This window comes from Bacillus hominis (assembly GCF_030348325.1).
GTDB lineage: Bacteria > Bacillota > Bacilli > Bacillales > Bacillaceae_G > Bacillus_A > Bacillus_A hominis.
In genome coordinates this window covers 4336490-4349211 of record NZ_JAUCFS010000005.1, presented here as the reverse complement: position 1 = coordinate 4349211, position 12722 = coordinate 4336490, and the positions used below count along the sequence as shown (strand labels likewise).

Below are 12722 nucleotides of genomic sequence, written 5' to 3'. Positions count from 1 at the left end.
TATGAAGAAAAGAGGATGAGCTATGAAGAGAAGAAAAAAAGGGAAGCTTCTTATAGGAACGTTAGCTGTAGGTATGCTATTGTCACAGGGTATTCCGTATAACGTATTGGCAGAAAGTCCGGTTGAACTGAATCCAGTTGATAATGTGGAGACAGTCCTGAAGAGTCTATCGGCAGATCAAAGAAAGGCTTTAGAGCAATTGGATGCAAATCCTAACTTTACGATTTCACCTGATATTGATACTAATAGTCATAAATTAGTTAACGTTATCGTGGAATTCAATCAAGCTCCAGCAAAAATTGAAGTGATGAAACAAGCGGCGAAAGGGAAGAAAATAGCTGCTACTACTGCGCAAGCAAAAGTGGATGAAGAGCATAAAGTATTTAAGCAACATGTCGAATCTTTAAAATCGAAGAAGGATGCTGGCACGTACGATACGAAAAAAGTGGAAATCACACGTGAATATAAGAATGCAATCAACGGTGTAGCGATGACGTTACCTGGTGTGGCTGTGCAGGAGTTGATCCAATCTGGAGTAGTAAAACGTGTCTATAAAGATTATGAGGTAAAAGTGGAACCTCCGGTAGAAACGAAAGAAACAATCGATCCGAAAATGGCGGACAGCATTCCGCAAATTGGTGTGGACAAGCTTCATGCAGAAAATATTATGGGTAAAGGAATTAAAGTTGGTGTTCTTGATACAGGTGTTGACTACAATCATCCTGACTTAAAGGGTGCCTATAAAGGCGGATATGATCTTGTTGATAACGATGCAGATCCGATGGAAACAACATACGAGGATTGGATAAAAGCTGGTAAGCCAACAACTCCTGGCTATGTATATTATACAAACCACGGTACACATGTAGCGGGAACAATTGCAGCTCAAAAGAAAAACAATGCAGATTATGCTGTAAAAGGTGTGGCACCTGATGTAGATTTATATGCTTACAGAGTACTAGGACCATGGGGCGGAGGAAATACAGCGGGAGTCCTTGCTGGGATGGATAAAGCAATTGAAGATGGTATGGATGTCATCAACATGTCGCTAGGTGCGCAGACGAACGATCCGCTATATGCCACTTCTGTTGCAGTAAATAACGCCATGCTTTCAGGTGTGGTGACAGTTGTTGCCGCAGGTAACGCTGGACCGAACGAAAAAACGCTCGGTTCCCCTGGAACGGCAGCTCTTGGTATTTCAGTAGGGGCAAGTGATGCTGCCATGTCCATTCCTACATTCAATGCAAGTGCAGCGAGCGAAAAATTTGAAAATATGCAGTTATTAGGTAAAGATTTTCCTGATAAGTTAGAAAATCTACAAGGACAATCGTTACAAATTGTATTTGCGGGACTTGGTAAGCAAGCTGATTTTACAGGGAAAGATTTAAACGGAAAAATTGCGCTGATTCAGCGCGGGGAAATAACGTTTGATGAAAAAATTAAAAATGCTAAAAAAGCCGGAGCGAAAGCGGTTATCGTATATAACAATGCTGACGGACAAATATCTGCCTACTTAGGTGAGGGGGTAGGTCTTATTCCATCTTTCCGTCTGTCAAAAGCGGATGGAGAACGCTTAAAGGCGCTAGGTGAAGTATCTTTCAAATTCGAAACGCTAGGAAATACAAAAACGGAAGGTGATCACTTAGCTGATTTTAGCTCACGCGGACCGGTAAACGGAAATTATGACATTAAGCCGGATGTAGTCGCTCCTGGTGTGTCGGTTTTCTCTACTGCACCAGAATATATCAATGATCCGCAGGACGGCATAAATTACGGCAATGCATATGTACGCTTGTCTGGTACTTCTATGGCTACTCCTCACGTGGCGGGTACAGCAGCATTGATCCTGCAGCAGCATCCAGAATACACACCTTTCGATGTAAAAGCGGCTCTTATGAATACATCCGATGATTTGAATGGCCAAAATTCCGTATACGAAGTAGGCGCAGGGCGCATCGATGCGTATGAAGCCGTTCATACGGACACATCCATTAAAGTATTAGACAAAACACAAAATGTCGAGAACGGAAATGTTGTCGAAATTGACGAACAAACAGGCTCTATTATGTTTGGCAAACATTTTAAGCAAGGTGATAAACCAATTGAAGCGAGCAAAAAAGTGACTGTTCAAAACAACGGTAAAGAAGAAAAATCTTTTAAAGTAGAAGTAGAGTATCACGGTGAGCGTACGGGCATTCAAGATGCAGTGAAGAATGGAATACAAGTTGAGGTACCGGCATCTCTTACAGTGGCAAGCGGAAAATCACAGGAACTGCAGCCGAAAATTATGATTCCTTCTAGTGCAGCGAAAGGCAGATACGAAGGATATATTCATGTAACGAATGCGAACAATCCGTCCGAAACGTATCAAATTCCATTCGCTGTCATGGTGACGGAAAAGGGATTTGAATATGTAAAGACAAGTACACCATCCGTAACAAATACAACACCTTTTTGGCAAGGCTTATACCCTTTTGTTCATGGGTCAATGAAGTTGAATAGCCCGATGAAAACAATCGATGTGCTTGTTAAGGACAGTAAGACAGGGAAAGCTGTAGGTTTTGTAGGAACAGCGGACGCCAGCAGATTACTGACAGATGTAGAAACTTTTCTTATGGGTATATTCAGCGGTACTGTCTATCCATTTACAAACGATCCTTCTAAGCCAATTGGCGATCTTCCTGTGAAGCTTCCAGCAGGCGATTATATACTGGAATTGATTGCGTACGATGAGGAAGGGAAATCATATGTTGCAGATAATCCGCTTATCGTGGACAATACAGCACCGGAAGTAAATATGGATAAAAAACCGGGTGTAATTGAGGTTAATGACTCCATGTTTACGGAAGAAGATGGACAAAAAGCGGTATGGCTGCATGGAACAGCTAAGGATGCGACAGTGGATGTATTGAAATCGAAAGGCTTAAACTATGACCAATCATCCAACAGCATGGCTTACTCTGCAAACTCTCCATTCATAAATGGGTACTTCCCGATCCAAGCGAATGGAGATGTAAAATTCGGTATTGAGGCAAGTGATATTGCAACAAAACCTCTAAATTTGACTTTGACTACGTCTGATATCGCAACGGCAGTTGGTAAACAAAACTATGTCTTTGTAAAAGAAGGTACGGAATATACGACTTCTAGTTACGATAAGAAAGATGTAAAAGTCGGCGATACAGTTACGATGACACTTAGTCTCAATAATGTGAAGCAGCTTGTATCCGGGGAATTCCAAGTGGAATTCATGAATGAGCTGTTCAAGTTTGAGAATGTGAAACTGAACAATGCGATAAATCAGTATGCAGAGGAAAAAGGCTTGGAGGTATCGCTGCAAGAACCTGTGGTGACAGAAGGAACTCACAAGAATACGGTGAAAGTTGGCGCATCGATGAAAGGGAATGCATTTAGCGGTATGGACGGCGATATGCCTTTCCTTGATGTAACGCTCAAATTAGTAAGTGATGCATATTTCGATAATGCTACCAAATTTGCTGTAAAGCAGGCGTCTTATATGAAAGCGGGACAAACAGCTGCTACTGCCATTCCTTATTTGGATACGGAAAGCTTTAACATCATTCCAACGCATTCGAAAGTGCAGGGTTTTATCGGACCGGAAGCGTTTTTGAGAAATGACGGTAGTTTGCCAAAAGGTGATTATTCAAAGATCGGTGCCCAAGTATATGCAATGTCCCCAAAAGGTAAAAAATATAAGGGAACAATTGATAGTAGAGGGGAATACATCATTAAGGGTATCCCAGCTTCTACTGAAGCACACACAGTTGTTTTTGATGTTCCGGGACATCTGAAAGCGATGAAGAAATTCATTCCTGGATATTCTGTAAACGGTGAGGTGCGGGGGCAATATGTTGGAGTACGTGCTAAAAATCTTGCGGGGGATGTGAATGGTGACAGATTGATTGATATTCGCGATATGCAAAGCGTAGTTGAAGCATACGGTAAAAAGGATGCATCCATCGTGCCGCAAGATCTCAATCAAGACGGTGTCGTAGATGAGACAGATGTCCGCTTCATTGAGAAAAACTTCTTGCAAAAAGAAGTCGGTGTCCCAGAAGTAGTTAAGCCAAAAGAAACAATTGGTAAAAAAGGACTGGCAGACTTCCTGCGTCAAATCGGTTTGGAACCAAAATCAAAGTAATACAGTGAAACTTCTATTAGTGGGGGATTTTCTTCATCACCCACTAATGGTTGCTCACTTAATCTAATGATAGATTTTACTCACTATATTTTTACACAAAGTGAGATCAATAGCTTTAAAGATTACTTCTTTTGTTTGATTTTCAGAATGGCACCTTAGTTTACTAGTTTCACGGATTGTTTGTAAAACAATTATATGAAGAAAAGAGGATGCGCTATGAAGAGAAGAAAAAAAGGGAAGCTTCTGATAGGGACGTTAGCTGTAGGCATGCTATTGTCACAGGGTATTCCGTATAACGTATTGGCAGAAAGTCCGGTTGAACTGAATCCAGTTGATAATGTAGAGAAAGTCTTGACGAACCTGTCGGCAGATCAAAGAAAGGCTTTAGAGCAATTAGATGTAAATCCTAACTTTACAATTTCTCCTGATATTGATTCTAATAGTCCTGAATTAGTCAAAGTTATTGTGGAATTCAATCAGGCGCCAGCGAAAATTGAAGTGATGAAACAAGCGGCGAAAGGAAAGAAAATATCTGCTACTACTGCGCAAGCAAAAGTAGATGAAGAACATAAAGTGTTCAAACAATATGTCGAATCTTTAAAGTCGAAGAAGGATGCCGGCACGTACGATACGAAAAAAGTGGAAATCACACGCGAATATAAAAATGCAATCAACGGTGTAGCGATGACGTTACCTGGTGTTGCAGTTCAGGATTTACTACAATCTGGAGTCGTAAAACGTGTCTTTAAAGATTACGAGGTGAAAGTGGAACCTCCGGTAGAAACGCAAAAAGAAATTCAGCCAAAAATGGCAGACAGCATTCCGCAAATTGGCGTGGACAAGCTTCATGCAGAAAATATTATGGGTAAAGGGATTAAAGTCGGCGTTCTTGATACAGGTGTTGACTATAATCATCCAGATTTAAAAGATGCTTATAAAGGCGGATATGATTTTGTAGATAACGATGCAGATCCGATGGAAACAACATACGAGGATTGGATAAAAGCTGGTAAGCCAGAATATCCTGGCTATACGTATTACACAAATCATGGTACACATGTAGCGGGAACAATTGCGGCTCAAAAGAAAAATAACGCGGATTACGCTGTGAAAGGTGTAGCGCCTGAAGTAGATTTATATGCTTATAGAGTATTAGGCCCTTGGGGAGCAGGATCTACAGAAGGAATCCTTGCAGGAATTGATAAAGCAATTGAAGAGGGTATGGATGTTATCAATATGTCGCTAGGTGCGCAGACAAACGATCCGCTATATGCCACTTCTGTTGCGACAAATAACGCTATGCTTTCAGGTGTGGTAACAGTCGTTGCCGCAGGTAACGCTGGACCGAACGAAAAAACTCTCGGTTCCCCGGGAGCGGCAGCTCTTGGCATTTCAGTAGGGGCAAGTGATGCTGCCATGTCTATTCCTACATTCAGCGGGAGTGCTGCGAACGAAAAGTTTGAAGGTATGCAGCTATTAGGTAAAGATTTTCCTGATAAGTTAGAAGATTTCGGAGGACAATCTTTCCCAATTGTATTTGCGGGACTTGGGAAAGAAGCGGATATTACTGGAAAAGATCTCAATGGAAAAATTGCATTAATTCAGCGCGGGGAAATTACGTTTGATGAAAAAATCAAAAACGCCAAAAAAGCCGGAGCGAAGGCTGTTATCGTGTATAACAATGCTGACGGACAAATATCTACCTACTTAGGTGAGGGGGTAGGTCTTATTCCATCTTTCCGCCTGTCAAAAGCAGATGGCGAACGGTTAAAGGCGCTAGGTGAAGTACCTTTCAAATTCGAAACGCTGAGCAATACAAAAACGGAAGGCGATCACTTAGCTGATTTTAGCTCACGCGGACCGGTAGACGGAAACTACGATATTAAGCCAGATGTAGTCGCTCCTGGTGTGTCGGTTTTCTCGACTGCCCCGGAATATATCAATGATCCACAGGACGGCGCAAATTACAGCAATGCATATGTACGTTTGTCTGGTACGTCTATGGCGACTCCTCATGTGGCAGGTGCAGCAGCATTGATTTTGCAGGAGCATCCAGAATACACACCTTTTGATGTAAAAGTGGCTCTTATGAATACATCGGATGATTTGAATGGGGACTATTCCGTATACGAGGCGGGGGCTGGGCGCATCGATGCGTATGAAGCTGTTCATACGGACACATCCATTAAAGTATTAGACAAAACTCAAAATGTCGAGAACGGAAACGTTGTCGACATTGACGAACAAACAGGTTCCATCGTGTTTGGCAGACATGTTAAGCAAGGGGATAAACCGATTGAAGCGAGCAAAAAAGTAAATATCCAAAACAACGGCAAGGAAGAAAAATCATTTAAAATAGAAGTAGAGTATCACGGCGAACGTACAGGTATTCAAGATGCGGTGAAGAACGGTGTACAAGTTGACGTGCCTGCATCTCTTACAGTAGCAAGTGGAAAATCACAGGAACTGCAGCCGGAAATTACGATTCCTGCTAGCGCCGCGGTAGGCAGATACGAAGGATATATTCATGTAACGAATGCGAACAATCCGGCCGAAATGTATCAAATTCCATTCGCTGTCATAGTGACGGAAAAGGGATTTGCCTATATGGAAACAGAACGACCATCAGTAACAAATAATACGCCTTTCTGGCAATACATGAGGCCATTCATCTTTGGACTCATGAAGTTGAATAGCCCAATGGAAACAATCGATATCGTTGTCAAAGACAGCAAATCGGGGAAAGCTGTAGGATTGACCGGAACGATAGACGCCAGCAACATGATGACAGATATAGATTATGCTGGAATAGTATTCAATAGCTATGTCTATCCATTTACAAATGATCCTTCCAAGCCAATCGGAGAGGTCCCTGTAAAACTTCCAGAAGGAGACTATACAATTGAAATGATCGGGCATGATGAGGAAGGAAAATCATATGTGGTAGGCAAACCGATGATCGTGGATAATACAGCACCGGAAGTAAACATGGATAAAAAACCAGGTGTAATCGAGATTAACGACTCCATGTTTACAGTAGAGGATGGACAAAAAGCGGTATGGCTGCATGGAACAGCTAAAGATTCCACAGTTGATGTATTGAAATCGAAAGGCTTAAACTATGATCAATCTTCCAATACAATGGCTTACTATTTAGAATCTGGATTTATAGGTGGATTCTTCCCGATACAAGCAAACGGGGATGTGAAATTCGGTATTGAGGAAAGCGACATTGCAACAAAACCTTTAAGTTTGAAGTTGGCTACGTTTGATATCGCAACGACAGTTGGTAGACAAAACTATATCTTCATGAAAGAAGGTACAGAGTATACGACTTCTAGTTACGATAAGAAAGACGTAAAAGTCGGCGATCCTGTAACAATGACATTGAGCTTGAATAATGTAAAGCAGCTTGTATCTGGGGAATTCCAGGTAGAGTTCATCAAAGATTTGTTCAAGTTTGAAAATGTGAAGCTGAACAATGTGGCAAACGAGTATGCAAAGGAAAAGGGCTTGGAGGTATCGCTGCAAGAGCCTGTGGTGACGGAAGGAGATTACTTTAGTACGGTGAAAGTCGGCGCATCTATGACAGGAAATGCATTCAGTGGTATGGACGGAGATATGCCTTTCCTTGATGTCACGTTCAAAGTCGTACATGATGAATGGTATTTCGGCGATATCTTTATGGATGTAAAGAAAGCGTCTTATATGAAAGCGGGACAAACAGCAGCTACTGCCATTCCTTTTTACAACACAGAAAATGTAAACATCATTTCGAAGCATTCAAGTGTGTCAGGCTATATTGGGCCGGAAGCCTTTTTGACAGAAGGTGGTTATTTGAAAAAGGGAGACTATACAAAAATTGGTGCCCAAGTATATGCGCTGTCTCCAAGCGGTAAAAAATATAAGGGAACCATTGATAAAAAAGGAGAATACCGTATAGATGGTCTCCCGGCTTCTGATGAAGTATTCACAGTTGTTGCCGAGGTTCCGGGACATTTTAAAGCAATGAGGAAGTTTATTCCTGGATATTTTGTAAACGGTGAACAGCGTGGGCAAAACTTTAATTTTGCTGCCCTAAAAGGTCTTGCAGGGGACGTGAATGGTGATAGATTGATTGATATTCGCGATATGCAAAATGTAGTTGAAGCATATGGCAAGAAGGATGCTTCTATCTTGCCACAAGACATCAACCAAGACGGTGTCGTAGACGAGACAGATGTCCGCTTCATTGAGAAAAACTTCTTGCAAAAAGAAGTCGGTGTTCCAGAAGTGGTTAAGCCGAAGGAAAAAATCGGTAAAAAAAGCTTGGCAGATTTCTTACGTCAGATCGGTCTAGAACCGAAGAAATAAAAATAGGGTGACCTAGGAGTGGTTGTTGATAAAAGAGGGGGAATTTTCACCCTCTGCAAATATCGATAGTCGCTCTTGAATAAAACACTAAGTTCTTTATTAAGAACTTAGTGGCTATCTAAAAGGCGTCAAATAAGGAAACAATTCGTTTTTACCTCATATGGGCTTATCAGCTTTTGGGTGGTTTAAATATTATAAAAATAGGGGGATTATTAAAATGAGTCTTAAGAAAAAACTTGGTATGGGTGTTGCATCTGCAGCTCTTGGTTTATCTTTAATCGGAGGCGGAACGTTTGCGTACTTCAGTGATAAAGAAGTATCAGAAAACACGTTTGCGGCTGGTACGTTAGATTTGAGCATTGATCCACAAGTTATCATCGATGTTGACAAAATCAAACCAGGTGATCAAATAGAACGCGATTTCCACTTAATCAACAGCGGTACTTTGAAAATTAAGGACGTTCATCTTCTTACTGATTACACTGTAACAGATGCAAAAGGTGATAATGGAAATGCTGATTTCGGTGATCATGTCAAAGTGGAATTTTTATGGAACATAGACAAAAACACAGTTCCTGTATGGGAAACTACTTTGTCTGAATTGAAACAAGCTACTGCTGATGGCAACTTGCCTGATCTTGTCCAAAAAGGTGTCGTAAACTGGGAAGGAAACGGACTGGCTCCAGGCAAGGATGACACTTTCTATGTGAAATTCATATTTGAAGATAATGGAGAAGATCAAAACGTATTCCAAGGAGATACATTGAAATTGGACTGGACATTCGATGCGGCTCAGACAAAAGGGGAAGAAAAATAAGTTCGAATTTTATTCATTATATCTATGTACCAACTGAATCGCTAAATAAAAGCGTAAGATAAAAGAGATCACACTTCGAAGTGTGATCTCTTTTCCTATATTTTGTACAATATAGGAATTTCACTTGCAAATTGATGATACATAAGCCGCGTTTAAGCTAGCATTTCCGCTTTTCGACTTTGAATCACATCATCATAATGCATGAGTAAATTACTAGAAATTTCATCCCAACTTTGTGTAGCAGCATAGGATCGAGCATCTAGGCTTATTTGTTTACGTATTTCTTCATTATTTAACAATTTATAAATAGATGATAAAAATGAGTCTTCATTTTTGGGTTCGCATAGAACTCCCGTTTTTCCATCTGTAATAATATTTTTAACCCCGCCACTATTCGCACCAATGACAGGTGTACCACATGCAAGTGATTCAAGTACGACGTTCCCAAATGTTTCAGTAGTAGATGGAAATACCATTAGATCAGAGGAAGCGTAGGCTTCAGCTAAATCTTCACCTTGTAAATATCCAGTAAAAGTTACATTTGTTTTTGGAACATTTTCATACAGGTTCTTCGCAAGAGGACCATCTCCAGCGATGAGCCAATGAATATCGTCACGTTCTTTGTTCGTTGTTTGAATAAGTGTTTGAAGAGTGTCGATATCTTTTTCAGGAGCAATCCGTCCAACATAGGAAAGGACATACTTCGCTGTAATATTATATTTTTTTCGGAATAGGTCTGTATTGTAAGATGGATGAAAGAGTGTGCAATCTACACCCCGTCCCCAAATAGAGAGGGCCTGAAATCCTTTATTTTTTAATTGATGTAATGTTTCAGAGGATGGAACGAAATTTTTTTGCATATGACTATGAAACCATTTTAAATAGTTCCAAAGCATATTGGAGAGGAATTCGATTTTGTAATAGCGTAAATAGGCATCGAAATCAGTATGATAAGAACCGACAACAGGGATGTTCAACTTTTTTGCATAATACAATCCACAAAGTCCCATGTTGAAAGGCGTGGCAATGTGAATGATATCAGGTTTAAAGGCAAGAAGTTCCCGTTTAATGCGCGGAGTAGGAAAAGAAAAGCGACATTCTGGATATAATATTGTTAACGGGATACTTCTCATTTTGTTCACATTCGCTACGAAATTGTCTTCAGCCGTATGCTGAGGGGCGAAAACTGAATAGGAGATATTTTCTTTTTGGAAATATCTTGTTAACCGCTCTAACGTTTTCGCAACCCCGTTCACTTGTGGTGTAAAAGTATCGGTAAATATGGCGACTCTCATCATATCGCTCCTTTATGTGAAAAGTGGGATGAATTGATAAAAAGAGATAATGCCAGAGCAAGTGCCGAGGCACATACCGACGAATACATCTGACGGATAATGAAGTCCTAAATAAATACGAGAAATACCGACGCATAATGCTAACGGTAATAGAAAAACAAGTAAGCTTGGATTATAGCAAATAAATGGAATGAAGACAGAGAAAACAGCCGTTGTATGACCAGACGGGAAAGAGTGGTCTTTTAATGGATGGACCGGATATTTCGCATCTTGAATTGTTAAATAAGGACGTTTTCGCGGGTACCATCTTTTTAATATTTGCACAGGAATATGGCTAATCGTTAAAGAAATAGCAGTTGCAATTGCAGCTTGGTGCAAAGTCCCTTTTGCAAAAATTAAAAAGAAAAGTGTAAGTGTAATGGAGAAAGTAGCACCACCTATATGAGTAATATTGCTGAAAAAGATATTTAATGTTTTTTGATCAAAGTAGCGGTTAATTCCTTTGAAAATGTAACATTCTATTTTATATAATCCACTGACCTTCATGAGATTTTTTCCTCCCTCATTTACATATATATGGAGATATTAGCTTTTATTTTAATAAGATTTTGTTGAGGGAGTAATAATGTTTTGTAAAGAAAAAGTTAGTTTTTTCATAAGAAAAGCTGCCAGTCTTATGGCAGCGTTAAAATTACTTTTGTAATGATTTATAGTACTGACCTTTTTCAACGTATTGTGTGCGGATTCGCTCCATGTCTTTACGGTCCTCTTCTGTTAATTCACGAATGACCTTCGCGGGGCGACCGAATGCTAACGTATTAGGTGGAATTTTCTTACCTTGTGAAACGAGGCTTCCAGCACCGATGAAAGCTCCTTCACCAATTTCAGCGCCGTCTAATATAATAGAGCCCATTCCAACTAAAGCATCTTTCTTAATGTGACAGCTATGTAAAATAACTTGATGCCCAACTGTAACATCATCTTCTAAAATAAGAGGATACTGTGGGCTTTGGTGAAGCGTACATTGATCTTGTACATTTACGCGGTCACCAATTATCGTTGGTGATACATCGCCACGGATGACTGTATTAAACCAAATACTTGATTCCTCGCCAATTGTCACATCACCTGTAATGGTAACGTAGTCAGCGATAAAAGCACTAATCGCAATTTTCGGGTTTTTTTCTTTATAAGGATATATCATGTAAAGCCTTCCTTTCCTAGAGACTAGTTTTAGTTTATCAAATTATGAAAAAGAGTGAAATGGAGGAGGTCCGTATGTGGAATTATGAAGCAGAGGAAGCGAAAGCTGTAGTCGTTATTGTGCACGGTGCTATGGAGTATCATGGACGTTACGAAGCAATCGCGGAAATGTGGAATCATATCGGCTACCACGTCGTGATGGGAGATCTGCCGTCACATGGAACTACTTCGAGAAATAGAGGACATATTGATTCATTTGATGAATACATAGAGGAAATAAAGTTATGGGTGAAAGAAGCAAGAAAGTACCGATTACCTATTTTTCTATTCGGTCATAGTATGGGCGGCCTTATCGTCATTCGTATGATGCAAGAAACGAAGAGAGAGGACATAGATGGAATTGTACTAAGCTCGCCATGTTTAGGTGTATTAGCTACACCTTCTGCTCCGCTTCTTGCTGCTTCAAAAATATTAAATGTCGTTGCTCCAAAATTGCAATTCGCCACGAATCTAACGGTAGAAATGTCAACTCGTAATCATGAAGTGAGAGATGCGATGGAGAATGATTCATTGTTCTTGCGCAAAGTATCAGTACGTTGGTATAGTGAATTGATTAAGTCTATTGAAATTGCTCATAAGAAAATAGACGATTTTCCAGATGTTCCACTCTTGCTAATGCAAGCATGTGAGGATAAACTTGTAGATAAAACACGTGTCCGCATGTGGTTTGATAATGCTAAAATAAGTGATAAGGCATATAAAGAATGGCCGAATTGTTATCATGAGTTATTAAATGAATATGAGCGTGATGAAATTTTGAATTATATTCAGGCATTTACTGAAATACGCATCCATAACATAATAGAAACAAATAAGTAAATTATTTGTACAT

The 12722-nt window shown here is 40.2% G+C and carries 7 protein-coding genes; 4 read left to right on the top strand and 3 right to left on the bottom strand.

Going from position 1 to position 12722, the window contains the following annotated elements:
• The first annotated feature begins 22 nt into the window (after positions 1 to 22).
• From QUF93_RS25170 to QUF93_RS25160, 3 genes are all read left to right on the top strand, one after another.
• A complete protein-coding gene (locus QUF93_RS25170; protein WP_289375854.1) occupies positions 23 to 4162 on the top strand; it encodes a S8 family serine peptidase in 4140 nt (1379 codons plus the stop codon).
• 216 nt (positions 4163 to 4378) lie between these two features.
• Positions 4379 to 8515: a S8 family serine peptidase gene (locus QUF93_RS25165; RefSeq protein WP_289360554.1), complete on the top strand. Its 4137-nt coding sequence runs from the start codon at positions 4379 to 4381 to the stop codon at positions 8513 to 8515.
• Positions 8516 to 8732: 217 nt separating this feature from the next.
• Positions 8733 to 9332, top strand: a complete 600-nt coding sequence (locus tag QUF93_RS25160) for a TasA family protein (RefSeq protein ID WP_289360553.1) — start codon at positions 8733 to 8735, stop codon at positions 9330 to 9332.
• Between the two features lie 152 nt (positions 9333 to 9484).
• On the opposite strand, the gene QUF93_RS25155 is transcribed toward QUF93_RS25160, so the two are convergent.
• From QUF93_RS25155 to QUF93_RS25145, 3 genes are all read right to left on the bottom strand, one after another.
• A complete protein-coding gene (locus QUF93_RS25155) occupies positions 9485 to 10627 on the bottom strand; it encodes a glycosyltransferase family 4 protein (RefSeq protein ID WP_289360552.1) in 1143 nt (380 codons plus the stop codon).
• A 12-nt stretch (positions 10628 to 10639) separates the two neighbouring features.
• Entirely contained in the window at positions 10640 to 11173 is a 534-nt protein-coding gene (locus QUF93_RS25150; RefSeq protein ID WP_289360551.1) for a phosphatase PAP2 family protein, read from the bottom strand.
• A 145-nt stretch (positions 11174 to 11318) separates the two neighbouring features.
• Positions 11319 to 11831: a gamma carbonic anhydrase gene (locus QUF93_RS25145; RefSeq protein ID WP_128282953.1), complete on the bottom strand. Its 513-nt coding sequence runs from the start codon at positions 11829 to 11831 to the stop codon at positions 11319 to 11321.
• Between the two features lie 74 nt (positions 11832 to 11905).
• Here QUF93_RS25145 and QUF93_RS25140 point away from each other — a divergent pair, with 74 nt between their 5' ends.
• On the top strand, positions 11906 to 12709 hold the full coding sequence (locus QUF93_RS25140) for an alpha/beta hydrolase (RefSeq protein WP_289360550.1): 804 nt from the start codon (positions 11906 to 11908) through the stop codon (positions 12707 to 12709).
• The last annotated feature ends 13 nt before the right edge of the window (positions 12710 to 12722 follow it).

Bases quoted from the DNA above. Each gene is read 5' to 3' on its own strand.
- QUF93_RS25170 (WP_289375854.1), top strand. From the start codon at position 23: ATGAAGAGAAGAAAAAAAGGGAAGCTTCTTATAGGAACGTTAGCTGTA.
- QUF93_RS25160 (WP_289360553.1), top strand. From the start codon at position 8,733: ATGAGTCTTAAGAAAAAACTTGGTATGGGTGTTGCATCTGCAGCTCTT.
- QUF93_RS25150 (WP_289360551.1), bottom strand. From the start codon at position 11,173: ATGAAGGTCAGTGGATTATATAAAATAGAATGTTACATTTTCAAAGGA.
- QUF93_RS25155 (WP_289360552.1), bottom strand. From the start codon at position 10,627: ATGAGAGTCGCCATATTTACCGATACTTTTACACCACAAGTGAACGGG.
- QUF93_RS25165 (WP_289360554.1), top strand. From the start codon at position 4,379: ATGAAGAGAAGAAAAAAAGGGAAGCTTCTGATAGGGACGTTAGCTGTA.
- QUF93_RS25145 (WP_128282953.1), bottom strand. From the start codon at position 11,831: ATGATATATCCTTATAAAGAAAAAAACCCGAAAATTGCGATTAGTGCT.
- QUF93_RS25140 (WP_289360550.1), top strand. From the start codon at position 11,906: ATGTGGAATTATGAAGCAGAGGAAGCGAAAGCTGTAGTCGTTATTGTG.